Origin of the sequence: Actinomadura macra NBRC 14102, from assembly GCF_001552215.1 — a bacterium.
In the GTDB taxonomy this organism is placed as follows: domain Bacteria; phylum Actinomycetota; class Actinomycetes; order Streptosporangiales; family Streptosporangiaceae; genus Spirillospora; species Spirillospora macra.
The window spans coordinates 19065-42963 of the sequence record NZ_BCQT01000005.1 but is presented as its reverse complement, the minus strand read 5'-3'; the positions used below and the strand labels follow the sequence as shown (position 1 = coordinate 42963).

Annotated in this window: 19 protein-coding genes; 11 read left to right on the top strand and 8 right to left on the bottom strand. The window is 71.3% G+C overall.

Features of this window, described 5'->3' with window-relative positions; all coding sequences use genetic code 11:
• Nucleotides 1–12: 12 nt before the first annotated feature.
• From AMA02S_RS08190 to AMA02S_RS08175, 4 genes are all read right to left on the bottom strand, one after another.
• Nucleotides 13–1239, bottom strand: a complete 1227-nt coding sequence (locus tag AMA02S_RS08190) for a YncE family protein (RefSeq protein WP_067454196.1) — start codon at nucleotides 1237–1239, stop codon at nucleotides 13–15.
• A gap of 123 nt (nucleotides 1240–1362) precedes the next feature.
• The gene (locus tag AMA02S_RS08185; protein ID WP_067454193.1) at nucleotides 1363–2424 is read right to left on the bottom strand and encodes an NYN domain-containing protein; all 1062 of its coding nucleotides are present in this window, start codon (nucleotides 2422–2424) and stop codon (nucleotides 1363–1365) included.
• Nucleotides 2425–2527: 103 nt separating this feature from the next.
• Nucleotides 2528–2812 carry an acyl-CoA carboxylase subunit epsilon gene (locus tag AMA02S_RS08180; protein ID WP_067454190.1) on the bottom strand — a complete coding sequence of 95 codons (285 nt, stop codon included), beginning with the start codon at nucleotides 2810–2812 and terminating at the stop codon, nucleotides 2528–2530.
• Complete coding sequence (locus tag AMA02S_RS08175) at nucleotides 2793–4385, bottom strand: acyl-CoA carboxylase subunit beta (RefSeq protein ID WP_084264869.1); 1593 nt, start codon at nucleotides 4383–4385, stop codon at nucleotides 2793–2795. The genes AMA02S_RS08180 and AMA02S_RS08175 overlap by 20 nt, the downstream gene beginning before the upstream one ends.
• A gap of 124 nt (nucleotides 4386–4509) precedes the next feature.
• Here AMA02S_RS08175 and AMA02S_RS08170 point away from each other — a divergent pair, with 124 nt between their 5' ends.
• Nucleotides 4510–7107 (top strand): phosphoenolpyruvate carboxylase, encoded by a 2598-nt coding sequence (locus AMA02S_RS08170; RefSeq protein WP_067454180.1) that lies wholly within the window; start codon nucleotides 4510–4512, stop codon nucleotides 7105–7107.
• Here the strand turns inward: AMA02S_RS08170 and AMA02S_RS08165 are convergent.
• On the bottom strand, nucleotides 7104–7874 hold the full coding sequence (locus AMA02S_RS08165) for an enoyl-CoA hydratase/isomerase family protein (protein WP_067454176.1): 771 nt from the start codon (nucleotides 7872–7874) through the stop codon (nucleotides 7104–7106). The genes AMA02S_RS08170 and AMA02S_RS08165 overlap by 4 nt on opposite strands.
• Before the next feature lie 339 nt (nucleotides 7875–8213).
• Between AMA02S_RS08165 and AMA02S_RS08160 the strand changes: the two genes are divergently transcribed.
• Both AMA02S_RS08160 and AMA02S_RS08155 read left to right on the top strand, forming a co-directional pair.
• Nucleotides 8214–9065, top strand: a complete 852-nt coding sequence (locus tag AMA02S_RS08160) for a biotin--[acetyl-CoA-carboxylase] ligase (RefSeq protein WP_218004888.1) — start codon at nucleotides 8214–8216, stop codon at nucleotides 9063–9065.
• A 108-nt stretch (nucleotides 9066–9173) separates the two neighbouring features.
• Nucleotides 9174–10202: an adenylate/guanylate cyclase domain-containing protein gene (locus AMA02S_RS08155; RefSeq protein WP_067454168.1), complete on the top strand. Its 1029-nt coding sequence runs from the start codon at nucleotides 9174–9176 to the stop codon at nucleotides 10200–10202.
• 237 nt (nucleotides 10203–10439) lie between these two features.
• Here AMA02S_RS08155 and bfr read toward each other — a convergent pair whose 3' ends face one another.
• Both bfr and AMA02S_RS08145 read right to left on the bottom strand, forming a co-directional pair.
• Nucleotides 10440–10937: a bacterioferritin gene (gene bfr / locus AMA02S_RS08150; RefSeq protein WP_067454163.1), complete on the bottom strand. Its 498-nt coding sequence runs from the start codon at nucleotides 10935–10937 to the stop codon at nucleotides 10440–10442.
• A gap of 106 nt (nucleotides 10938–11043) precedes the next feature.
• Nucleotides 11044–11349, bottom strand: a complete 306-nt coding sequence (locus AMA02S_RS08145) for a (2Fe-2S)-binding protein (protein ID WP_067454160.1) — start codon at nucleotides 11347–11349, stop codon at nucleotides 11044–11046.
• Between the two features lie 193 nt (nucleotides 11350–11542).
• Here AMA02S_RS08145 and glgX point away from each other — a divergent pair, with 193 nt between their 5' ends.
• The 5 genes from glgX to AMA02S_RS08120 all read left to right on the top strand — a co-directional run bounded on the left by glgX (nucleotide 11543) and on the right by AMA02S_RS08120 (nucleotide 20054).
• Nucleotides 11543–13750 carry a glycogen debranching protein GlgX gene (glgX, locus tag AMA02S_RS08140; protein ID WP_067454157.1) on the top strand — a complete coding sequence of 736 codons (2208 nt, stop codon included), beginning with the start codon at nucleotides 11543–11545 and terminating at the stop codon, nucleotides 13748–13750.
• A 70-nt stretch (nucleotides 13751–13820) separates the two neighbouring features.
• Nucleotides 13821–16085: a malto-oligosyltrehalose synthase gene (treY, locus tag AMA02S_RS08135; RefSeq protein ID WP_067454710.1), complete on the top strand. Its 2265-nt coding sequence runs from the start codon at nucleotides 13821–13823 to the stop codon at nucleotides 16083–16085.
• 2 nt (nucleotides 16086–16087) lie between these two features.
• Nucleotides 16088–17860 (top strand): malto-oligosyltrehalose trehalohydrolase, encoded by a 1773-nt coding sequence (gene treZ / locus AMA02S_RS08130; protein WP_067454153.1) that lies wholly within the window; start codon nucleotides 16088–16090, stop codon nucleotides 17858–17860.
• A gap of 151 nt (nucleotides 17861–18011) precedes the next feature.
• A complete protein-coding gene (locus AMA02S_RS08125) occupies nucleotides 18012–18683 on the top strand; it encodes a response regulator transcription factor (protein ID WP_026402549.1) in 672 nt (223 codons plus the stop codon).
• A 96-nt stretch (nucleotides 18684–18779) separates the two neighbouring features.
• A complete protein-coding gene (locus AMA02S_RS08120) occupies nucleotides 18780–20054 on the top strand; it encodes an ATP-binding protein (protein ID WP_067454150.1) in 1275 nt (424 codons plus the stop codon).
• A gap of 15 nt (nucleotides 20055–20069) precedes the next feature.
• Here the strand turns inward: AMA02S_RS08120 and AMA02S_RS08115 are convergent, their stop codons facing one another.
• Complete coding sequence (locus tag AMA02S_RS08115; RefSeq protein ID WP_084264867.1) at nucleotides 20070–20729, bottom strand: GtrA family protein; 660 nt, start codon at nucleotides 20727–20729, stop codon at nucleotides 20070–20072.
• Between the two features lie 240 nt (nucleotides 20730–20969).
• On the opposite strand from AMA02S_RS08115, the gene AMA02S_RS08110 reads away from it, so the two are divergent.
• The 3 genes from AMA02S_RS08110 to AMA02S_RS08100 all read left to right on the top strand — a co-directional run bounded on the left by AMA02S_RS08110 (nucleotide 20970) and on the right by AMA02S_RS08100 (nucleotide 23862).
• A complete protein-coding gene (locus AMA02S_RS08110) occupies nucleotides 20970–22118 on the top strand; it encodes a 5-(carboxyamino)imidazole ribonucleotide synthase (RefSeq protein ID WP_084264914.1) in 1149 nt (382 codons plus the stop codon).
• The gene (gene purE, locus AMA02S_RS08105) at nucleotides 22118–22609 is read left to right on the top strand and encodes a 5-(carboxyamino)imidazole ribonucleotide mutase (protein ID WP_067454147.1); all 492 of its coding nucleotides are present in this window, start codon (nucleotides 22118–22120) and stop codon (nucleotides 22607–22609) included. Before AMA02S_RS08110 ends, purE begins: the two co-directional genes overlap by 1 nt.
• Nucleotides 22610–22743: 134 nt before the next feature.
• Nucleotides 22744–23862: a methyltransferase domain-containing protein gene (locus AMA02S_RS08100; protein ID WP_245667401.1), complete on the top strand. Its 1119-nt coding sequence runs from the start codon at nucleotides 22744–22746 to the stop codon at nucleotides 23860–23862.
• The last annotated feature ends 37 nt before the right edge of the window (nucleotides 23863–23899 follow it).

The following is a 23899-nucleotide window of genomic DNA, read 5'->3' as shown; positions in this document are numbered from 1 at the left end:
CAGCCGGGATGACTATCTGTACAGCCCAGTGCCGCCCAGGGAGTAGCGGCCTGGCTGGGGGTGGACGATCAGTCCGGACGGATGGCCGCCCACCCACACCTTGCGGAGGACGCGGCCGGTTCGGGTGGACAGGGCGTAGACCATCCCGGCGGCGTCGGCCAGCCACAGCGCCGTCCCATCGGAGGAGACGCCGCCGGGAACCGGCGATCCGCCGCGCGGCAGCGGCCAGTGCTCGGTGACCCGGCGCGCGCCGAACGCGACGGTGGCCACCGTGCCGCCGCCCACGACGAACAGGCGGCGCGCGTCCCTGCTGATCGCGAGGCCCCGCGCCCCCGGCGAGGTCGGCACGAAGCCGGGCCGGGCGGAGCGCCGCGCGTTCACGACCCACACTCCGCCCCGGACCGGGTCGGCCACGAAGAACACGGTGCCGTCGGGCGACAGCCGCAGGTCACCGGGACGGGAGCCCCGGGGCAGCCGGAGCGTTCCGGCGACGCGTCGTCTCGCCACGTCCACGCGGACGAGCCGCCCGGCCGGGCCGCAGCTCGCCACCAGGAACGCCCCGTCGGGGGAGAAGTCGGCGTGTTCCGCGGCGCACGGTAGCGGCACCGACGCGCGGGGCAGCATCGTACGCGGGTCGCGGACGTCGAGGCGGCGCTCCCGGCCGGCGAGGAGCAGCGCGTCCCGCCCGTCCGGGGTGAAGTAGAGCCCCTCCGGGCCGGTGACGCCGAGCGGGCGCCCCCGCCGGCCGCTGCGCGGGCCGACCGGTACGAGTGTCCCGTGCAGGGGGTCGGCCGCCCACAGCCGCCGCAGGTCCCAGGACGGGACGACCCGGGACGCCGCCGGTCCCGTGCTGAGCCGGCGCACGACCCGCGCCGTTCGCGGGTCGATGACGTCGATGACCCGCCCGTTCGCGACGTACAGCCGCGCGGGTATGCCCCGTGCCACCGGCGCGATCATTCCCGCCCCCGTCGCGGCGTAGACGGGCCCGTCCGCCGGCGTCACCGTCGGTTCGCCGCCGCCCGGTGGCGGCGCGGGCACCTGCGGGTTCAGCGAGGGCGCCGCTCCGGCGGGCGGGCGCGGGCTGAAGTAGGGTGCGGCCCCGCCCAGCCCCGCCACCGGCTCGTCCGCGGATCCCTCCCCGGGCGGGTGGAACGGGACGGGCGACTCGCACCCGGTCAGCGTCAGGGCCAGGGCGAGCGGGATCGCGGTGGCACCTGCCCGTCGTCCACGAGGTCGCATGCGCGGTCTCCCCCCATCACGGCGGGGACTGTACCGACAGTCGACTCCACGTGTCCGCGGCATTGCAAAACGTGTCAACGCACTAGACCTGGGGCAGGTGCGGCGCCGAGCGCGCCCGTGCGGTCAGTCGGACTTGCCGATGCCGATGCCGAACTCGCGGTAGACGCGCTCCCAGAAGCCGTCCCGCAGCCAGGTTCGGGCCTCCTGGTAGGGGCGCAGTGAGCCGCCGAGCTCCTTCTCGGCCTCGATCAGCAGCTCCTTGTCGATCACCGGCGGCAGTATCGGTCCGGGCAGCAGGTCGCGGATGTTGTCCCGGCCCCGCTCGAAGATCCACTTTTGGGCGACGTGCTCGCCGATCTCCAGCATGTGGTTGCGGTCGGGGCCGAGCTTGCCGTCGGAGGTGGCGGCCGCCGCGGAGTTCATCGAGGCGGCCACGGTCGCGGGCGTGACCTGCCCGCCGCCGACGGGGACGGCGGTGCGGACGGTGGCGGGCGCCGGCGTCGGCTTGACCGGCGGCTTGCCCGCGAACACCTGCGACGGGGACGGGACAGGACTCGCCCGGTGCGCGGCGGCGGCGTCGCGGACGGCGGCGGCGGTGCCCGGAGCGGGGACGGGCAGCACCTTGGCCTTGGTGAAGTAGGGGCGCAGGAAGTCGGCGGGCAGCACCTCGACCGTGTCGGACTCCCAGACCAGCCATTCGGCCTGGTTGGAGCCGTGCGTCGGCTCCACCCCCCACAGGTGCACGCGGACGCCGTACCGTTGCGCGGCCTCGACGGCGGGCAGCATGTCCTCGTCGCCGGCCAGCAGCACCGCGTCGGTGATCGCGCGGTGCCGGGCGAGGGCCTCAAGATCGGCGCGCAGTTGGGCGTCCACGCCCTTCTGCTGGCCCTGCGCGTTCAGGTTCCCCAGCCGCAGTTTCACCAGCGGCAGGTTGGCGATCACACGCTGGTCCACCGTCGGCTGCCGCTTGGGCGCCGCGTCGAACCAGTAGACGCGGAGCAGCTCACCGAGCAATTGGTCGTCCGCGTGGCTGGTCAGCGCCTTGATCAGCTTTTCGGCGGCGACACGGTACTCCCGCCGGGAACCACAGCCCAGCAGCAGCGCCCCAGAAGCCGCGTAAAGGTATCCCGCGTCGACGAATATGGCGTATCGCGCGGGCTGTGGGACGAACTCCGAGGTGGCCATGGCCTTTCACCTTATTCGTGCAGAGCCCTCTGCTGGGCGCGAACCACGGTTAGATGTCCCTCGGTGCGTCCCTCTGGCACCCCTCGGCGGTGCCCTGAGCAGGTCAGCGGGGGAGGCCACCGGCGCGCCAGGCGCCGGGTCCGCGCGGGCGGATCGTGTCCGACGCGGCGTGCCGGACGAGCCGGGAGCGGTCGGCCCACCGCGACGTTCTCGGCGTGTCGGCGCCCTCGCGGGCCGCGGCGGCCGCGCGGGCCCGCGCGGTCAGCACCGCGACGAGCGCCGCGATCTCCTCGGGCGCCGGGTCGCCCCGCACGACCTCAAGGAATGGCTTCTTCTCGGTCACCAGCGTTCCTCCTGGGAGGGCCCGGTCAGAGCGGGATGTTCCCATGCTTCTTGGGTGGCAGGGTCGTGCGCTTCTCCCGCAGCGCCCGCAGCGCCCGGACGATCTGGCCGCGTGTCTCGGACGGCTTGATCACGTTGTCGATGTAGCCGCGCTCGGCCGCGATGTAGGGGTTGGCGAGGGTGTCCTCGTACTCGGTGATCAGTTCGGCGCGGCGGGCGTCGGCGTCGTCCGCGGCGGCGAGCTCGCGCCGGTACAGGATGTTGACGGCGCCCTGCGCGCCCATCACCGCGATCTGCGCGGTCGGCCACGCCAGGTTGATGTCGGCGCCGAGGTGCTTGGAGCCCATGACGTCGTACGCGCCGCCGTACGCCTTCCGTGTGATCACGGTGACGAGCGGGACGGTCGCCTCCGCGTAGGCGTACAGGAGTTTCGCGCCGCGCCGGATGATCCCGTTCCACTCCTGGTCGGTGCCGGGCAGGAAGCCGGGCACGTCCACGAAGGTCAGCACGGGGACGTTGAAGGCGTCGCAGGTCCGGACGAACCGGGCGGCCTTCTCGGACGCGTCGATGTCGAGCGTCCCGGCGTACTGCATCGGCTGGTTCGCCACGACACCGACCGAATGGCCCTCGACCCGCCCGAACCCGACGATGATGTTGGGCGCGAACTGCTCCTGGACCTCCAGGAACTCGCCGTCGTCCAGCACGTGCTCGATGGCGGTGTGCATGTCGTACGGCTGGTTCGGCGAGTCGGGGATGAGGGAGTCGAGCTCCTCGTCCAGCTCGGACGGGTCCGCCGGCGTGCCGAACGCGGGCGCGTCGGACAGGTTGTTGGACGGCAGGTACGACAGCAGCGCCTTGACGTACTCGATCGCGTCGTCCTCGTCCGAGCCCTGGTAGTGGGCCACGCCGGACTTGGAGTTGTGCGAGTGCGCGCCGCCCAGTTCCTCCATGGTCACCTCCTCGCCGGTGACCGTCTTGATGACGTCCGGCCCGGTGATGAACATGTGGGACGTCTGGTCGACCATGACGATGAAGTCGGTGATCGCCGGGGAGTACACGGCGCCGCCCGCGCAGGGCCCCATGACCAGGGAGATCTGCGGGATCACACCGGACGCGTGCACGTTGCGCTTGAAGATCTCGGCGTACAGGCCGAGCGCGACCACGCCCTCCTGGATCCGTGCGCCGCCGGAGTCGTTGATGCCGACGACCGGGCAGCCGGTCTTCAGTGCGTGGTCCATGACCTTGCAGATCTTCTCGCCGAAGACCTCGCCGAGCGAGCCCCCCGAGACGGTGAAGTCCTGGCTGAACACCGCGACCGGACGCCCGTCGACCGTGCCGTGGCCGGTGACCACGCCGTCGCCGTACGGGCGGCTCTTCTCCATCCCGAAGTTGGTGGAGCGGTGCCGCGCCAGCTCGTCGAACTCGACGAACGAGCCGGGGTCCAGCAGCGCGTCGATCCGCTCCCGGGCCGTCATCTTGCCCTTGGCGTGCTGCTTCTCGACCGCGCGGGCGGATCCGGCGTGCACGGCCTCGTACCGGCGCCGCTCCAGGTCCGCGATCTTTCCCGCCGTGGTGTGGACGTCGTAGTCCACGGCGGGCTCAGGGGCTTCCATCGCCATGCGGGTCAGGGTAACCGCCCGCTGATGGCGGACACGCGGCCGGGGTCCGCCCTGACCGGCACGGTTGCCTGCTCACTACGCTGGGCGCGTGGCTACGAAGACGCGTGACACCTTCCGGCAGGACATGCCCGAACCGCTCCGCCGCGACGTGCGCCTGCTGGGCGCGATGCTCGGCGACGGACTGGTGGAGTACGGCGGCAAGGAACTGCTGGACGACGTCGAGCGGCTCCGCCGCGCGGTGATCGCCGCGCGCCGGGGCGAGACGGGCATCGAGGAGGTCGCCGCGCTCGTCGACGGCTGGAGCCTGGAACGTGCCGGCCAGGTCGCGCGGGCGTTCACCGTGTACTTCCACCTGACGAACCTCGCCGAGGAACACCACCGCATCCGGACCTTGCGGGAACGTGACACCGGCGGCACCGTCCCCGGCTCGGTCGCCGAGGCCGTGGCGGAGGTCCGCGCCTCGGTGGACGGTCCGGACGGCGACGGGCGGCTCGACGACGTCATCGAGGGCCTGGAGTTCCGGCCCGTCTTCACCGCGCACCCCACCGAGGCCCGCCGCCGCGCCGTCGTCACCGCCATCCAGCGGATCAGCGACCTGCTCGCCGACCTGGACGCGGAGCCCGGCGCGGGCGAGCGCGAGGAGATCGAGCGGTGCCTCCGCGAGGAGATCGACCTGCTGTGGCGGACGGCCCTGCGCCGCGACGCCCAGATGGACCCCCTGGACGAGGTCCGCACCGCGATGGCCGCGTTCGACGAGACGATCTTCCGGGTCGTCCCGCACATCTACCGTGCCCTGGACCGCGCGCTGGACGGCGACGACACCGGCACCCGCCCGCCGAAGGCCCGCCCCTACCTGCGGTTCGGGAGCTGGATCGGCGGTGACCGGGACGGCAATCCCTACGTCACCGCGCAGGTCACCCGCGACGCGATCATGATCCAGGCCGACCACGTGCTGCGCGCCCTGGAGACGACCTGCGCCCGGATCGGGCGGGAGCTGACCGTCCACGAGAGCACGACTCCCGCCTCGTCCGCCCTGCGCGACGCCCTCGCCGCCGCCCGCACCGCCCAGCCCGACCGCATCGGTGAGCTGGCCAAGCGGTCACCGGGCGAACCGCACCGCCAGCTCCTCCTGCTCGCCGCCACCCGGATCGCCGCGACCCGCGAGCGCGACGCCGACCTGGCGTACGCCTCCCCGGACGAACTGCTGACCGACCTGCGCACCGTCCAGGAGTCCCTCGCGGAGGCCGGCGCCGTCCGCCAGGCGTACGGACGCGTCCAGCAACTCATCTGGCAGGTCGAGACGTTCGGCTTCCACCTCGCCGAACTGGAGATCCGCCAGCACTCGGACCTGCACGCCAAGGCCCTGGCCGAACTGGACACCGAGCACAGCGAAACGACCCAGGAGATCCTCGAAACCCTCCGCGTCGTCGCCTGGATCCAGCGGCGCTTCGGCGTCCGGGCCTGCCACCGCTACATCGTCTCCTTCACCCGCTCCGCCGACGACATCGCCAACGTGCACGCCCTGGCGGCCTCCCTCGGCGACGGCGCACCCGTCCTGGACGTCATCCCCCTGTTCGAGACCGGCGAGGACCTGGAACATGCCCCGCACGTCCTCGAAGGGATGCTGGAGATCCCGGCCGTCCAGCGCCGCCTGGACGACACCGGCCGCCGCCTGGAGGTCATGCTCGGCTACTCCGACTCCGCCAAGCAGCTCGGCCCGGCCAGCGCCACCTTGCGCCTGTACGACACGCAAGAGGCCCTCGCCTCGTGGGCCGCGCACCACGACATCAAGCTGACCCTCTTCCACGGGCGCGGCGGCTCCCTCGGCCGCGGCGGCGGCCCCGCCAACCGCGCGATCCTCGCGCAGGCCCCCGGCTCGGTCGCGGGCCGCTTCAAGGTCACCGAACAGGGCGAGGTCATCTTCGCCCGCTACGGCCACCCCGAGATCGCCCGCCGGCACGTCGAGCAGGTCACCAGCGCCGTCCTGCTCGCCTCCACCGGCCCCGTCCAGGACCGCGCCCGCAAGGCCGCCGCACGCTTCCGTCCCCTCGCGGACAAGATCGGCGAGGCGGCGAAGGCCGCCTTCCGCGCCCTCATCGAATCCGACGGCTTCGCCGCCTGGTTCGCCCGGGTCAGCCCCCTGGAAGAGATCGCCGAACTGCGCATCGGCTCCCGTCCGGCCCGCCGCAAGGCCGCGCGCGGCCTGGAGGACCTGCGCGCCATCCCCTGGGTGTTCGCCTGGACCCAGACCCGCGTCAACCTCCCCGGCTGGTACGGCCTGGGAAGCGGCCTCGCCGCCGTCTCCGACGACGGCAAGGACCTGACCGAGCTACGCCGCGCCTACGAGACCTGGCCGCTGTTCAACACCCTCCTCGACAACGCCGAGATGAGCCTAGCCAAGTCCGACCGCGCCATCGCCGAACGCTACCTGGCCCTGGGCGAACGCCCCGAGCTGTCCGACAGCGTCCTCGCCGAGTACGACCGCACCCGCTCCCTCGTCCTGGCCGTCACGGGCCACGACCGCCTCCTGGAGAACCGTCGCGTCCTCTCCCTCGCCGTGGAACTCCGCAACCCCTACGTGGACGCCCTCTCCCTCCTCCAGCTACGAGCCCTGACCGCCCTACGCTCCGGCGTGACGGACGAGACCGAACGCGACCACCTGGAAGCCCTCCTACTCCTCTCAGTCAACGGAGTAGCAGCCGGCCTCCAGAACACCGGCTAAGCCCAGTTGGGCTTGCGCTTGTCGTTGAAGGCGGCGATGCCCTCGCGGCGGTCGGGGGAGAAGGCCGCGGTGCGCCAGGCGTTCTCTTCGAGATCGAGGGCGGCGTCCAGGCCGACGCCGGCGCCCTGGCGCATGGCCTTCTTGGCGGCGCGGACGGCGACCGGGGAGTTCTTCGCGATCAGACCGGCGATCGTGAGGGCCTCCTCGCGGGCCGTCCCGGCGGACACCACACGGTCGGCCAAGCCGTAGGACAGGGCCTCCTCGACACCCAGCCGGCGGCCGGTGAACACCAGATCAGCGGCCTTGCCGGGACCGAGGCGCCGCAGCGCCAGCTGCGTCCCCCCGCCACCCGGGACGAGCCCCACACCGACCTCCGGAAGCCCGAACACCGCGGTCTCGTCCGCGACGATCATGTCGGCGGACAGCGCGAACTCGCAGCCGCCGCCGAGCGCGTACCCGTGCACGGCCGCGATCACCGGCTGCGGCAGCCCCAGCACCCCACCGAACGCGGCACGGAACACCGGCCGCTGCGCGAGGATCTCCTCGTCCGTCATCCGATTGCGTTCCTTGAGGTCGGCCCCCACACAGAACGCCTTCTCACCTGCCGCCGCCAGCACCACCGCCCGGACGGACGAGTCCGCCCCGACCTCGGCGCACACCGAGGCCAGCCGCCGCGCCATGGCCGTGGACAGCGCGTTCAGAGCCTCAGGCCGATCCAGAACGATCTCCGCGACATGCCCGTCCCGCTCAACCCTCACACCATCCATGAGGGGCACTCTAATTGTTTGCAGTGCCCGCCGAAGGGAGGCGCTGGAGCGCCTTCCTTCGGCGGGCACTGCGGCGATCGCTGCATCGCTTTCGACTCGCCCTGGAGGGCTCGCTTCGCGATCAGGTTCTCGCTTCGCTCGCACCTGGCTTCGCACGCGATCGCAACGGTTTCGGTCGTTGGGGGCTGGGGTTCGGACGCGCGGACGCAACGGTTTCGTTGGTTCGCGGTTGGGGGCGGGTGTGTGATCGCAGCGTTTTGGGTGCAGTTGGCGTGCTGTGGTTGGTGTCGGCTGGGGTTGTGGCTGCTGGTGGTGAGGCGGCACTGCAAGATGGACACTGTGAGCTTTTCGCCGTATGGGGATCTTGATCGTCCGCCGTTGCACGAGGGGGCGTTGCGCCGGGCGCTCGTCCGGCCAGGTGGGTTGTGGCGTGAGGTGCGGGTGGTGGCCGAGACGGGGTCGACCAACGCCGATCTCGCGGGACCCGCCGCGGAGGGGGCGCCGGAGGGGACGGTGCTCGTGACCGAGTCGCAGACCGCCGGGCGCGGCAGGCTCGGGCGGCCCTGGGCGGCGCCGCCGCGGTCGGGGCTGATGTTCTCGATGCTGCTGCGGCCCGCTGTGCCGGTGCCGCTGCTCGGCTGGATGCCGCTGCTGGCGGGGGTGGCGGTGGTGACCGCCGTCCGGAGGATGACCGCCTGGTCGCAGGGCGAGGACGTGCCGGGCGGCGACGTCGCCGTGGACGCGCGGCTCAAGTGGCCGAACGATCTGCTGGTCGGGGACCGGAAGCTCGCGGGGATCCTCGTGGAGAAGATCGACGATGCGCTCGTGGTCGGGGTCGGGCTGAACGTGGGGCTGCGGGAGGCGGAACTGCCGGTGCCGACGGCGACGTCCCTGGCGATCGAGGGTGCCCCGCTGAGCGACCGGGCGCCGCTGCTGCGGGCGATCCTGCGCGAGTTCGAGACCTGGTACCGGGAGTGGACGGCGCTTGGCGGGGACCCGGAGTCCAGCGGGCTGCGTACCGCCTACAAGGACCTGTGCGCCACGCTCGGCCGTCCGGTGCGGGTCGAGCTGCCGGGGGGCGAGGTCATGACCGGGACGGCGCGGGACGTGGACGGGGCGGGGAGGCTGGTCGTCGCCGGGGCCCGGGGGGATAGCGCGATCAGTGCTGGCGATGTGGTGCACGTCCGGTGAACAGCCCGGGTGCAACTACCGAACGGCGTCGGATCTGCGACGATATGTCGTGGTACGCAACCACAAAGCCGCAGGCGGGGCCCACGGCGGCGGACTGAGAGGCGGCAGATGGCAGCCGGATCGCCGGATCCGAAGGAGATCGAGGAGCTCCTCCTCGGTGGCGAGCTGCGCTACACGCGCGTGGACGCCGTCCGGCTCTCGGGCGTGAGCCGGGAGTTCTCCGGCCGGCTGTGGCGCGCGTTCGGCTACCCGTCGATGCCGGACGAGGCGGTCGCCTACACCGAGGGGGACATCGCCGCGCTGGACCGCATCCGCCGTCTGATGGACGAGGGGGTGCTGGACGAGGACGGGATGATCCGGCTCGTCCGGGCGTTCGGGCAGACGATGACGCGGCTCGCCGAGTGGCAGGTCAACCTGCTGCGCGGGATGCTCGGGCAGGACGCGAACGAGCAGCCGTTCCCGGATGCCATGGACACGATCGCCGACATCGCCGAGAAGCACATCGGCGAGTTCGAGCCGCTGGTCGTGCACGCGTGGCGGCGCCAGCTCGCGGCGGCCGGGACGCGGGCGATGGCGGCGGCGGCCACCCGGGAGAACGGCGATCCCGCCGGGCGGCCGATGACCACCGTCGGGTTCGCGGACATGGTGTCGTTCACCCAGGTCAGCCGGGAGCTGGAGGAGATCGAGCTTGCCCGGGTGGTGGAGTGGTTCGAGGAGACCGCCGCCGACATCATCGCCTCGTGCGGCGGGCGGCTGGTCAAGACGCTGGGCGACGAGGTGCTGTTCAGCGCCGAGACCCCGGAGATCGGCGCGGAGATCGCGCTGACCGTCGCGGCGGCGATCCAGGACGAGACGGAGGTCCCCGACGTGCGGGTCGGTGTGGCGCACGGGCCCGTCCTGCCGCTGATGGGGGACGTGTTCGGCACGACGGTGAACCTCGCGGCCCGGCTGACCTCGCTGGCCCGCCCCGGCGCGGTGGTGATCGACACCGAGTTGGCGGCGCGGCTGGAGGGGAACCCGGTCTATGAGGTGACCCGGATCGTCCGGCGCCCGGTACGGGGTCTCGGGATCATCCAGCCGTACGTCCTCCGACGCCACCCCAAGCCCTCCGACACGGGCGGCGACGCTTCCGCCTGAATTCTCGATCCCCCGGTTTCCGCGGGTTCGTCAAGTGCTTCAAGCGTCGCGCGAGCGCGTAACTGCCCCGGGGAGGCGAAGCCGGAGGCGAGCCTCACCGGGGCAGATCGCGAAGTGGTGTCGCCCATGGACGGTCAGGTGCGAGCCGTCAGGCGAGCATCTGAGCCGGGATAGCGGTAAGCGCAGTCGCGCTCGCCCAAGCGGGGGCAGGGGCGAGTCCCTGGGCCGGGATTGAGATCAGACAGGGCTTGGGCCGTCTTCGCCGGGGGACGCGGTCAGCCGCTGGAGGTAGTTCTGCTCGCCCAAGGCCTGGACCAGGCCGATCTCGGTTTCCAGGTAGTCGATGTGCTCTTCCTCGTCGGCGAGGATCTCCTCGAAGATCCGGGCCGAGGTGACGTCGCCGCGTGAGCGCATGAGGTCGATGCCGGGGCGCAGGCGCGCCACGGCCTCCAGTTCGACCTGGAGGTCGGCCTCCAGTTGCTCGAAGACGGTCTGGCCGATGCGGAGGGTGCCGATCTTCTGGTAGTTCGGCAGGCCCTCCAGGAACAGGATGCGGTCGGTCAGCCGCTCGGCGTGCCGCATCTCGTCGATCGACTCGTGGCGGGTGTGCCGCGCCATCCGCGTGTAGCCCCAGTTCTCCTGCATCTTGGCATGCAGGAAGTACTGGTTGATCGCGGTCAATTCGGCAGTGAGCTGTTCGTTCAGCAGCGCGATGATGTCCTTGTCGCCTTCCATATCGCCCCATGCTTCCACGGTCTGCCAGTTGTGGACAGCACTGACCCCCGTACGGCGCGTGTCCGCCCTGGTGCGGCGGGCCGTACGGGTGCCGGAAGTACAGAGCTCAGGCGGCTGTCGGCGGTGCGGTTCCCCTCTCGGTGTTCTGTGTCACGTTCGGCTCGGAGACGGTCGCCGGGGCGCTCGGCTCCGGAACGGCCGTGAGGGGGAGCGAGCCACCGGTGAGGGCGTCCGCCAGTTCGCTCGCCGTGCGGTATTCGCTGACCAGGGCGTGGATGCGCTTGGTGCAGGAACCGCAGCCGGGCAGCATGCCGCAGGCCGTCTTGACCTCCTTGGCGGTGGTGCAGGCACCACTCGCCATGCAGCCGTGAACGTCGTCCTCCGTGACGGCGTTGCAGACGCAGACGTACATGCGGTGAGGGACCCTCTCCGTGTGGGCTACGGTCAGGCAGACGCCCTTGACCTGCGGGTTTAGGGCATCCTCAATAAGGTAAGGCTCCCCTAAGGTAACTCACCGTCGTCCGTCTGGCCAGTGCTCCCGTGTCCGGTGTGAGCCAACCCTCACGGGGAAGGGCTTTCGTCGCATTGGGACGGGAGGCGGGACATTGGCTCAGGTTTGGCCTGGTGATGCTTATCCACTCGGTGCCCGGTTCGACGGCGCGGGCACGAACTTCGCCGTCTTCTCCGAGGCGGCCGAGCGTGTGGAGTTGTGTTTGTTCGATGGGCCCGGGGGTGAGGAGACGCGGCTGACGCTCCCCGAGGTGGACGCGTTCGTGTGGCACGGCTACCTCCCCGGGGTCATGCCGGGACGGCGGTACGGATATCGGGTGCACGGGCCGTACGAGCCGCAGCGAGGCCATCGGTGTAATCCGGCCAAGCTGCTGCTCGACCCTTACGCCCAGGCGGTGGAGGGGACCGTCGACTGGGACGAGTCGTGCTTCGGCTACCACTTCGGCGATCCGTGGTCGCTGAACGACCAGGACTCGGCGGGGCACACGATGCGCTCGGTGGTGGTCAGCCCGTACTTCGACTGGGGCGACGACCGGCCGCCGCGGATCCCCTACCACGAGACGGTGATCTACGAGGCGCACGTCAAGGGCCTCACCGCGCGGCATCCGGACATCCCGCCCGGCCTGCGCGGGACCTACGCGGGGCTCGGCCATCCGGTGATCACCGATCATCTGCGGTCGCTGGGCGTGACGGCGGTGGAGCTGATGCCCGTCCACCAGTTCGTCCACGACGACGCGCTGACCCGGCGGGGGCTGCGCAACTACTGGGGCTACAACACCATCGGCTTCTTCGCGCCGCACGCCGAGTACTCCTCGTCGGGACACCAGGGTGAGCAGGTGCTGGAGTTCAAGGCGATGGTGAAGGCGTTGCACGAGGCGGGCATCGAGGTGATCCTGGACGTCGTCTACAACCACACGGCCGAGGGCAATCACCTGGGCCCGACACTGTCGTTCCGGGGGATCGACAACGCCTCGTACTACCGGCTGACCGAGGGCGACGCGCGGTACTACATGGACACGACGGGCACCGGGAACAGCCTGCTGATGCGCAGCCCGCACGTCCTCCAGCTGATCATGGACTCGCTGCGGTACTGGGTGACCGAGATGCACGTGGACGGGTTCCGCTTCGACCTCGCGGCGACGCTGGCGCGGGAACTGCACGAGGTTGACCGGCTGTCGGCGTTCTTCGACCTCGTCCAGCAGGATCCGGTGGTCTCGCAGGTCAAGCTGATCGCCGAGCCGTGGGACGTGGGCGAGGGCGGCTACCAGGTCGGCAACTTCCCGCCGCTGTGGACGGAGTGGAACGGCAAGTACCGCGACACCATGCGCGACTTCTGGCGCGGGCAGCCGGGGACGTTGCCGGAGTTCGGGTCCCGGCTGACCGGCTCGTCCGACCTGTACGCCGACGACGGTCGCCGCCCGATCGCCTCGGTCAACTTCGTGACCTGCCATGACGGGTTCACCCTGCACGACCTCGTGTCGTACGACGGTAAGCACAACGAGGCCAACGGCGAGGGCAACCGGGACGGCAGCGACGACAACCGGTCGTGGAACTGCGGCTACGAGGGCCCGGTGGACGACCTGGACGTGATCGCCCTGCGCGAGCTCCAGAAGCGCAACTTCCTGACCACGCTGTTCCTGTCGCAGGGCGTTCCGATGCTCTCGCACGGAGACGAACTGGGCCGGACCCAGAGCGGCAACAACAACGCCTACTGCCAGGACAACGAGCTGTCGTGGGTCGACTGGACGGGCCTGCGCGACGACACGTTCTTCGACGAGCGGGGACCGCTGCTGGACTTCGTCCGGCGCCTGTCGAAGCTGCGCACCGAGCATCCGGTGTTCCGGCGGCGGCGCTTCTTCCTTGGCGACCAGCGCAAGAGCGACCAGCGGACGGCCAGGGGCGACCAGCGGCCCCATCGGAGACGCGGTGTGCGCGCGGGCACGGGCCCGTCCATCGAAGATCTCCCCGACCTGGTGTGGTTCACCCCCGGCGGCCACGAGATGGCCGTCAAGGACTGGTCGGCGGGGTTCAACAAGTCACTGAACGTGTTCCTGAACGGTGACGCGATCGGGGAGCCCGATTCGCGCGGACGGCAGATCCGCGACGACTCGTTCCTGCTGCTGATCAACGCGCACGACGGCGACCTGCCGTTCGTGCTGCCCCCCGTCTCCTACGGCCAGATGTGGATCAAGGTGCTCGACACCGCCGACCCGCTGCTGGCCGAGGAGGAGTCGCCGGTGGTGAAGCACCGCGAGACCGTCCCGGTCGGCGCGCGTTCCATCCAGGTGCTCCGCCGTGCTTGACGAGCCTGCGCTTGACGATGCCGCGTCCATCGAGGAACCGCTCCCCGACGATGAACCCCCCGAGGAAACTGTGTCCGAGGAACACACGGCCGAAGAGGCCGTACCGGCGGAGGGCGACTTCGCCGCACCCCCATCCGGGACCTACCGGCTCCAGCTTCGCGGTACGCCGGACGGTCATTTCGGGTTCGCCGAGGCCGCCGCCCTTGCGCCGTACCTCGCGAGCCTTGGCGTGTCGCACGTCTACCTGTCGCCGATCTTGCAGGCCGCGCCCGGGTCCACGCACGGCTACGACGTCGTGGAGCACTCCCGGCTGGCGGACGAGCTGGGCGGCCCGGAGGCGTTCGGTGCGATGGCGGCCCGGTTCCGCGCGCACGGGCTGCGCCTGCTCGTGGACGTCGTGCCCAACCACATGGCGATCCCGGAGCAGCGCCACCGGAACCTGCCGCTGGCGGCGGTGCTCGCGGACGGCCCGTCCTCCCCGTACGCCCGATGGTTCGACGTCGACTGGGACGCGGGCGGCGGGCGGCTCGTCCCGCCGGGCGAGGGCGAGCCGAACTACCGGCGGTTTTTCGACATCTCCGGTCTGATCGGTCTGCGCCAGGAGGAGGCGGAGGTCTTCGACCGCACGCACGGACTGCTGCTGCGTCTGGTCGAGGAGGGGCATGTGGACGCCCTGCGCATCGATCACCCCGACGGGCTCGCCGATCCGCGCGGTTACCTGCGCCGGCTGGCCGACGCGGCACCGGGCTGTTGGGTCCTCGTCGAGAAGATCACCGAGGGTGACGAGCGGCTCCCGGTGGACTGGCCCTGCGCGGGCACCACCGGCTACGACTCGCTCGGCATGGTCGGCGGGCTGTTCGCCGATCCGGACGGGGAGAAGCCGCTCACCGACCTCTACGTTTCGCTGACCGGCGGCCCGGACGGGTTCGAGGAGGTCGAGCGTGGCGGGCGCCTGCACGCCGCCGCACACGGTCTGAGACCGGAGATCGACCGGCTGCTGCGCGTCCTGCACCGGGTCACCGGGACGGATCGTCCGGGCCTTGGGCGCGCGCTCGTGGAACTGCTGGTGGCGATGCCCGTCTACCGCGCCTACGTCGTCCCGGGCGAGGACGCGCCGCCGCAGGCCGTCCAGGTCTTGGCCGAGGCCGCGCGGCGGGCGCGCGCACACCTGCCTGAGGAATTCCATCCCGACCTGGAAATCGTCCTGGAGCTGGCCCTGGGACGCGGCGAGAACACCGACGCCGAGTTCATCGTCCGGTTCCAGCAGACGTCGGCGCCGCTGGCGGCCAAGGGCGTGGAGGACACGGCGTTCTACCGGTGGAACCGCATGGCCGCGCTGAACGAGGTGGGCGGCGATCCGAGCCGGTTCTCCGTCGGCCCGGTCGACTTCCACTCGCACTGCATCCGGCTGGCCCGCGACTGGCCGTCGACCATGACGACGCTGTCCACACACGACACGAAACGCGAGGAGGACGTACGCGCCTGGCTGGCAGTCCTCACGGAGGTCCCAGGGGAGTGGTCTCAGGCCATCGACAGGTGGTGGAACTGGTTTGGGCCTAGCGCGTCGCCCCTGGAACCGGATCTGGAGTACCTGCTGTGGCAGACGCTGGTCGGCGCGTGGCCGCTCACCCCCGACCGGCTGGAGGAGTTCCTCCTCAAGGCGATGCGTGAGGCCAAGACCCGCACGTCCTGGACGGACGAGGACGCCGGCTACGAGGAGGCCGTGCTCGCCTACGCGCGGCGCGTCCTGGCCGATCCCGACCTCGTCACCGACATGACCTCGTTCGTGCGGCGGCTGGCCCCGTACGCGCGGGTGAACACCCTCGGGCAGAAGCTCGTCCAGCTCGCCATGCCGGGCGTCCCGGACGTCTACCAGGGCTGCGAGCTGACCGGTCTGGCGCTCGTCGACCCCGACAACCGGCGGCCGGTGGACTACGGGCGCCGCCGCGAGCGGCTCCTCCGGCTCGACACCGGCCGGCGGCCGAAGGAGGTCGACGACGAGAAACTGATGGTCACCTCGCGGACGCTGCGGTTGCGCCGGTCGCGTCCCGAGTGGTTCGGGCCCGGCGCCGGGCATGAGCCCGTGGCCGCGCACGGGCCCGCGGCCGGGCATGTCGTGGCCTTCGCCCGCGGCGGCGCGATCGCGGTCGCGACCCGTCTGCCGGTGGGGCTGGAGCGCCGCGGCGGCTGGGCCGGGACGACGGTGGACGTCGGCCGGCAGGGCTGGCGGGACGTCCTGACCGGCGCGACGCTGTGGGGCCCGGACCTCGACGCCGCCCGCCTCTTCGCCCACCTGCCCGTCGCGCTTCTGGTCCCGAGGGAGATCGACCGGTGAGCATGCGCTTCGCGGTGTGGGCGCCGGACGCCGGACGCGTCGAGGTGATGGCGGACGGTACCCCGCACCCCATGAGCGCTCTGGACCGACGTCCCGGCTGGTGGTCCGTCGACGTTCCGGCCGCCCAGCACGGCACGGACTACGGCTTCGTCCTGGACGGGGCAGACGAGGTCTTGCCGGATCCTCGTTCCCCCTGGCAGCCGCAGGGTGTGCACGGTCAGAGCCGGGTGTACGACCATGACCGGTTCGTCTGGACCGACGACCGTTGGCATGGGCGGCCGCTCCCCGGCAGCGTCCTCTACGAACTGCACGTCGGCACGTTCACGCCTGAGGGGACGTTCGACGCGGCCGCCGAACGCCTCCCCCACCTGGTCTCCCTGGGGATCGACGTAGTCGAGTTGCTGCCCGTCGCCTCGTTCCCCGGTCACCACGGTTGGGGATACGACGGCGTCCACTTGTGGGCGCCGCACGAGCCCTACGGGGGGCCTGACGGGCTGAAGCGCTTCGTCAATGCCGCGCACGCGCACGGCCTCGGCGTGGTCCTGGACGTCGTCTACAACCATCTGGGGCCCGACGGGAACCGTCTTGCCTCCTACGGGCCGTACTTCACCCGTGCCCACACGACGCCCTGGGGTGATGCGGTGAATTTCGACCAGGAAGGCTCGGACGAGGTTCGCGCGTTCGTCGTGCAGAACGCGCTGATGTGGCTGCGGGACTACCACCTGGACGGGCTGCGGCTGGACGCCGTCCATGCCATCACCGATCACCGGGCGGTGCACGTCCTGGAGGAGCTGGCGGGTGCGGTGACGGCGCTGTCCGCCCATCTGGGCCGCGACCTGTTCCTCATCGCCGAGTCCGACTTGAACGACCCCCGGCTGGTGACCTCACGCGAGGCGGGCGGCTACGGGCTCGACGCGCAGTGGAACGACGACTTCCATCACGCCCTGCATGCGGCGCTGACCGGTGAGACACAGGGGTACTACTGTGATTTCGGGACACTGGAGACACTGAAAAAGGCCCTGACGAAGGTATTCGTCCACGACGGTGCGATGTCGTCTTATCGGGGGCGGTGCCACGGTCGTCCGGTGGACGTGCACATCACCCCCGCACACCGCTTTCTGAGTTTTCTGCAGAACCATGATCAGGTCGGAAATCGCGCGTCCGGCGACCGGATCGGCGCGACGCTTTCGCCGGACCGGCTCAAGATCGGTGCGGCGCTGCTGCTGCTCGCTCCGTTCACGCCGATGCTCTTTATGGGGGAGGAGTGGGGCGCGTCCACCCCCTGGTGCTACTTCACCGATCACGTGGACCCGCGGCTGGCGCGCGCGGTGAGCGAGGGCCGCCGCCGGGAGTTCGCCCGTCACGGCTGGACGGGCGGCGTCCCCGATCCACAGGCTGTGGACACCTTCCGGCGTTCGGTGCTCGACTGGGCCGAACCCGGCCGTGACCCCCATCGTGACCTGCTCGATTGGCATCGCGCCCTGATCGGGCTCCGGCGCGCGCGGCCGGAGCTGACCGACCCGCGGCTGACCGCGGCGACCGTGGAGGTCGTGGAGAACGGCGAGGACGAACGGCTGCTGACGATGCGGCGCGGTGGTCTGTGCGTCGCGGCGAATCTGGGCGGCGGTCCGGTCCGGCTGGACGGGATCGGGCCCTCGGGAGCCCGCCTGCTACTTTCCTCGAATCCGGCGATCGCCATGGAAAAGGAAGTCAACGGCGATTCTCGGGCCGCCGCGCTGTCGCTTCCCGCCGCGTCCGTCGCGGTTCTGGGCTGACCAAGGGAGTCACCACGCGGGTGACATGGACGTTTACATCGGAAAACTACCCGAAATGGTGGTGTTCGAGGATGTACTACGAGTGGCAAACCGCAGGTCAAGAGCGCGGCGGCGGCGGGGCAATGTTCAAGAATGGTCATACGATCGGTCCATGACCTCAGTACTGCTCGCCGAGGACGACACGTCCATCTCCGAGCCTCTCGCCCGCGCGCTCCGTCGCGAGGGGTACACCGTCGAAGTCAGCCCGGACGGACCGCAGGCCCTGGAGCGGGCGCTCGGCGGCGGTGTGGACCTCATCGTCCTCGACCTTGGACTGCCCGAACTGGACGGTCTCGAAGTGGCCCGCCGAGTGCGCGCCGAGGGGCACGGCGTCCCCATACTGATCCTGACCGCCCGCGCCGACGAGGTCGACACCGTCGTCGGCCTCGACGCGGGCGCCGACGACTACGTGACCAAGCCGTTCCGGCTCGCCGAACTGCTCGCCCGGGTGCGGGCGCTGCTGCGCCGGGGCAGCACCGAGACCCCGATCGTCCAGGGGGTGCGGATCGACGCCGAGTCGCGCCGCGCCTGGATGGGCGAGCAGGAGCTCCAGCTCACCACCAAGGAGTTCGACCTGCTGCGCGTCCTCGTCCGCGACGCGGGCAAGGTCGTCACCCGCGAGCAGATCATGCGCGAGGTGTGGGACACCAACTGGTGGGGTTCCACCAAGACGCTCGACATGCACATTTCCTGGCTGCGCCGCAAACTCGGCGACGACGCCGGCAGCCCCCGCTACATCACGACGGTGCGGGGCGTCGGCTTCCGGTTCGAGCGCGGCGACTAGCCCCGGCCGCCATGGTCAGGCGGACCGTCCCCGGGCCTTCCCGAGAGGCCCGGGGAAACGCCGCGCGGCCGTGGCCACACCCTCCAAGGAGCCCTGATGAGGCGCCGACTCCTCCTGTCGACGCTCGCGGTGGCGGTCGTCGCGATACTGCTGCTCGGCATACCCCTCGCCTTCGCCACCCACAAGCTCATCTACGAGCAGGCCGCGCAGGCGCTCGACCGGGAGGCGTCCGCCATCGTCGGCGGCGTCGGCTACAGCCTCCAGACCCGCCAGCCCCTGATCGGTGACAAGATCGCCCAGGAGTATCCCGGCCGGCATATCGTCGTCACCCTGCCGGACGGCCGGACGATCCTCGCCGGCGGGCGACCGGGCCGGGAGCGGATGCTCACGGCCGGCGCGTCCGGGGGCGGGGTGACGGTGCGCGTGTCCAGACCGGCCGCCGAGGTCCAGGACGGCGCGCTCCGGCTGCTCGTCCTGATCGGCAGCCTCGCCCTGTTCGGCGTGGCCGTCACCGTCGGCCTCGCGATGTTCCAGGCCCGCAAGCTGACGCTCCCGTTGATCGACCTCGCCGAGACCGCCGACCGGCTCGGCACCGGCAACGCCCGTCCGCGTCGTCGCCGTTACGGCATCCCCGAAGTGGACCGGGTCGCCGAGGTGCTCGACCGCAGCGCCGTCCGGATCGCCGACCTGCTGGCCGCGAGCCGGGAGTTCGCCTCCGACGCCAGCCACCAGCTCCGCACCCCGCTCACCGCCCTGTCGATGCGGCTGGAGGAGATGATCGAGGCCGCCGACTATCCCGACGTCGTCCGGGAGGAGGGCGCGGCGGCGGTCGCGCAGACCGAACGGCTCGTCGCGGTCGTCGAGCAGCTCCTCGCCCGCGCCCGGCACGACCGCACCGGCGGCGCGGTCGCCTCACCGGTCGACGACATCATCGCCCAGCAGGTCGAGGAGTGGCGGCCCATTTTCCGCCGGGACGGCCGGGACGTCCAGATGGTCGGCGCGCAGGGGCTCGTCGGCATGACCAACCCGGAGGGCCTCTCGCAGATCGTCGCCACGCTGCTGGACAACTCGCTCATGCACGGTTCCGGCACCGTCACGATCAACACCAAGCCCGGTGCCGGCTCGGTCGTGGTCGAGGTCGGCGACGAGGGGGGCGGCATCCCGCCCGAGCTGGAGCCCCGGATCTTCGAGCGCAGCGTCAGCGGCGGCAAGGGCACCGGGCTCGGGCTCTACCTGGCCCGCTCGCTCGCCGTGGTCGATGGCGGGCGGCTGGAGCTCGTCCAGGCCCGTCCGGCCGTCTTCGGGATCTTCCTCCGCCAGGCCGCGGACGCGCGCCTGGCCTCAGAGCGGGTGGTGCTCGGGCCCGCCTAGTGGTTCCGGGTGGATCTAGTGGGACCGGGTGGACTGGGCGTAGTCCTCGGTGGGGTGCGCGCCGAGGGGGTGGCCGAGGCGGTGGGACGGGACGGCGCGGCCGTTCGCCCGGTGCACGCCCGGCGGGTCGCCGACGGGCTCGCCCTCCGGCTCAGGCCGGCCGTGCGGCTCGTGCCCGCCGTGCGGCTCCTGCGGCTCGCGGGGCGCCTCGGGCAGGCCGGACGCCGGGTCCACGTGCGGCGCGGTCGTGGGCAGGAACACCCACTTCTTGTACGACCAGAAACGGAACAGCGTCGCGACCCCGGTGCCGATGATCAGCGAGACGTTGTAGGAGATCGCGTCGGCCAGCCCCAGCACGTAGTGGGTGAACCCGATGAACAGCTCGGTGATCACCAGCCCGACGCCGTTCAGCGCGAAGAACAGCACGTACTCGCGGCCGAGCCCGGTGCGGTCGCGGTGCCGGAACGTCCAGTAGCGGTTGGCCAGGTAGGAGAACGTCGTGGCGACCACCGTGGCGATGCCGTTGGAGGTCAGCGGACCCATGCCGAGGCCGGTGTGCATCCCGTTACCGAGCGCGACCGTGATCACGAACGCGATGGCGCCGACGCTGCCGAACTTCGCGAGCTCGCGTACCAGGTGCGCGAACTGCCGTTGGAGATTGGCGACCAGGCTCACGAAGGGGAACCGTCCTTCCGGACTTCGGCTACGGGCGCCGCGGCGGTGGCGCGGCTGCTGCGGAGGTATGACGAGGATAGACGTACGTGGCCGCAGGGGCGTCGGAACATGAACGTTTCCGGCCGTCCGTGCCGTTCCCTCCCCGCTGTCGAGCGCCCCACACACGTTGGACGCGGGGGACGGCCGATTCGTTCGCCCTCGACCGGCCGGTAGCCTTCTGACGTGACGAATCCTGTGGACATGCCCGTCGTGGGGATGGCGGGCGGGGGCCAGCTGGCCCGGATGACCCAGCAGGCCGCCATCGCGCTCGGCGTGCCGTTGCGCGTGCTGGCCGGTTCCGCGAACGACTCGGCGGCCAAGGTCGTCGCCGACGTCCGGATCGGCGACGACCGGTCGTTGGACGACCTGCTGGCGTTCGCCAAGGGCTGCGACGTGATCACGTTCGACCACGAGCACGTTCCCGGGGCGCACATCCATGAGCTGGAGGAGTCGGGCGTGCCGTGCCGTCCGGGTTCGGCCGCTCTGGTGCACGCGCAGGACAAACTCGTCATGCGCGATCGGCTCAGCGGGCTCGGCGTGCCGTGCCCCGCCTACTCGCACGTGCCGCCCGCCGCGCCGCTGGCGTTCCTGGAGTCGTTCGCCCGCGAACACGGCTGGCCGCTCGTCCTCAAGGCCACCCGGGGCGGCTACGACGGCAAGGGCGTGTGGATCCTGGAGAACCTCGACCGCGCGACGGCGGAGCAGGTCGGCAGGCTGCTCTCCGAGAACGTCGACCTGATGGTCGAACAGCACGTCCCGTTCAGGCGGGAGCTGGCCGCCCTCGTCGCGCGCTCCCCGTACGGGCAGGGCGCCGCGTACCCGATCGTGGAGACCGTCCAGGAGGGCGGGATCTGCACCGAGGTGCTCTCCCCGGCACCGGGCCTGAGCAAGGACGCGGCCGCCGAGGCACAGCGCCTCGCGCTCAGCGTGGCCGAGAGTCTCGGCGTCACCGGCCTGCTCGCGGTCGAGCTGTTCGAGACCTCTGACGGGCTGCTGGTCAACGAGTTGGCCATGCGCCCGCACAACTCCGGGCACTGGACGATCGAGGGCGCCCGCACGTCCCAGTTCGAGCAGCACCTGCGGGCCGTCCTGGACCTCCCCCTGGGCTCCACCGAGCCCACGGCCCCCTACACGGTCATGGCGAACGTGCTGGGCGGCGACGATCCGGACGTCTACCGCCGCTACATCCACGTGATGGCGCACGATCCCTCCGTCAAGGTGCACCTCTACGGCAAGGACGTGCGGCCGGGACGCAAGATCGGCCACGTCACCGCACTGGGCGGCGACCTGGACGAGGTCCGCGAGCGCGCGCGCCACGCGGCCGACTACCTGCGCTGGGGGGAGAAGTGATGACGCCGCTGGTGGGCGTGGTGATGGGCAGCGACTCGGACTGGCCGGTCATGGAGGCCGCCGCCGAGGCGCTGGCGGAGTTCGGCGTCGCCTTCGAAGCCGACGTCGTGTCCGCGCACCGGATGCCGCACGACATGATCGCCTACGGGGAGGAGGCCGCCGGGCGCGGCCTGCGCGTGATCATCGCCGGGGCGGGCGGCGCCGCGCACCTGCCCGGGATGCTCGCCTCGGTGACGCCGCTGCCGGTGATCGGCGTGCCCGTGCCGCTGAAATACCTGGACGGCATGGATTCGCTGCTGTCCATCGTCCAGATGCCCGCAGGGGTCCCGGTCGCGACGGTCGCCGTGGGCGCGGCCCGCAACGCCGGACTGCTCGCGGTCCGGATCCTCGCCGCGTCCGATGACGACCTCCAGGCGAAGATGAGGGTCTTCCAGCAGGACCTCTACGGCCAGGCGAAGGCGAAGGGCGCGCGCCTGCGAGAGAAGCTCTGAGAGTCGCTCAGCCGCTACCCCGAAGTGATCTCGCGCGTCAGGTGACCGTGATCGTTCCCGCTGCAAGGGACGGCAATGATTACCTGTCGTACATGACCCACTCCACAGAGTGAATCTCTGGTTACCCTCGTGCCGTGGACAGCGACGTCAGCGGGCGAATCAGTGCATTGTGCGATATGTATGCGGCCCAGGGAGTCCTCACCGATCCGGCGTGGCGCGCGGCGTTCGCTGAGGTGCCACGGCACTGGTTCGTGCCCGTCCGAACCTGGGCCGTGCGTTCCGGTGGCGGCCCCGCCCACCCGGTCGACCGCGACCGCGATCCGGCGACCTGGTGGGACGCGGTGTACTCCGACACGGCGATGGCCTCGTGCGGCGCTCCCCGCGCCGTCCTGAACGCCCTCCAGACGCTCGGCCCGCGCGACCACGACCGGGTCCTGGAGATCGGCACCGGCACCGGATGGACGGCGGCGCTGCTGTCATGGCGGGTCGGTGAGACGAACGTGACCTCGGTCGAGCCCGACGATCAGGTCTCGGCGCAGGCCGCCGCCAACCTCGCCGAGGCCGGGCACGGGCCGCACCTGTTCGTGGGTCATGCGGAGGCGGGGTTCCCCGAGAACGCCCCTTACGATCGTGTGCACGTCACCTGTGGCGTCTCCGGGATCGCGGGCGCGTGGCTGGAGCAGACGCGGCCGGGCGGCGTCATCGTGTGCCCCTGGACGCCCGCCTACGGCAGCGGCCACCTCGCCCACCTCACCGTCGACGGTGAGGGCCGGGCCGTCGGGCGGTTTCCGCACCTCGCCGGCGAAACGATGGTGCGGCCGCCACGGTCGTCTCCCTCGGTGGCCGAATACGTAGGCGGCACCGAGCACGAGACGGAGCGCGGCACGACACGACTGGACCCTCGCAGCGTCGCCTGGGACTCCTACGGCGCCGACCTCGCGATCGGCGCGCTGGTGCCCCGCACGCGCAAGCACCTGTGCGCGTCCGGCGACTCCGGGGATCTGACGCTGTGGCTGCTGGAGACCGGGGCGCCCGGCGGATCATGGGCCAGCGTCGACTACGAGCCGGGGGCCGACCTGTTCGCGGTCGAGCAGTACGGCCCGCGCCGGCTGTGGGACGAGGTGTCCCGCGCCTACCTGCACTGGGTCGGATGGGGGCGTCCGGGCCGCGAGCGCTTCGGCCTCACCGCCCGTCCCGGCTGCCACGACCTCTGGCTGGACGATCCCCGCAACGTCATCGGCGGCGGACCGTGACGGGTGACACGGACGGGTCGGAGAGAGCGAGCGGCGG

Excerpts from the sequence above, each read along its gene's own strand:
- bfr (WP_067454163.1), bottom strand. The coding sequence starts at position 10,937 with ATGGAAGGCGACAAGGACATCATCGCGCTGCTGAACGAACAGCTCACT.
- AMA02S_RS08110 (WP_084264914.1), top strand. The coding sequence starts at position 20,970 with ATGCCCGTCGTGGGGATGGCGGGCGGGGGCCAGCTGGCCCGGATGACC.
- AMA02S_RS08170 (WP_067454180.1), top strand. The coding sequence starts at position 4,510 with ATGCCCGAACCGCTCCGCCGCGACGTGCGCCTGCTGGGCGCGATGCTC.
- AMA02S_RS08180 (WP_067454190.1), bottom strand. The coding sequence starts at position 2,812 with ATGGGAACATCCCGCTCTGACCGGGCCCTCCCAGGAGGAACGCTGGTG.
- AMA02S_RS08175 (WP_084264869.1), bottom strand. The coding sequence starts at position 4,385 with ATGGCGATGGAAGCCCCTGAGCCCGCCGTGGACTACGACGTCCACACC.
- AMA02S_RS08125 (WP_026402549.1), top strand. The coding sequence starts at position 18,012 with ATGACCTCAGTACTGCTCGCCGAGGACGACACGTCCATCTCCGAGCCT.
- treZ (WP_067454153.1), top strand. The coding sequence starts at position 16,088 with ATGCGCTTCGCGGTGTGGGCGCCGGACGCCGGACGCGTCGAGGTGATG.
- AMA02S_RS08155 (WP_067454168.1), top strand. The coding sequence starts at position 9,174 with ATGGCAGCCGGATCGCCGGATCCGAAGGAGATCGAGGAGCTCCTCCTC.
- AMA02S_RS08185 (WP_067454193.1), bottom strand. The coding sequence starts at position 2,424 with ATGGCCACCTCGGAGTTCGTCCCACAGCCCGCGCGATACGCCATATTC.
- AMA02S_RS08120 (WP_067454150.1), top strand. The coding sequence starts at position 18,780 with ATGAGGCGCCGACTCCTCCTGTCGACGCTCGCGGTGGCGGTCGTCGCG.
- AMA02S_RS08190 (WP_067454196.1), bottom strand. The coding sequence starts at position 1,239 with ATGCGACCTCGTGGACGACGGGCAGGTGCCACCGCGATCCCGCTCGCC.
- purE (WP_067454147.1), top strand. The coding sequence starts at position 22,118 with ATGACGCCGCTGGTGGGCGTGGTGATGGGCAGCGACTCGGACTGGCCG.
- AMA02S_RS08165 (WP_067454176.1), bottom strand. The coding sequence starts at position 7,874 with ATGGATGGTGTGAGGGTTGAGCGGGACGGGCATGTCGCGGAGATCGTT.
- AMA02S_RS08145 (WP_067454160.1), bottom strand. The coding sequence starts at position 11,349 with ATGTACGTCTGCGTCTGCAACGCCGTCACGGAGGACGACGTTCACGGC.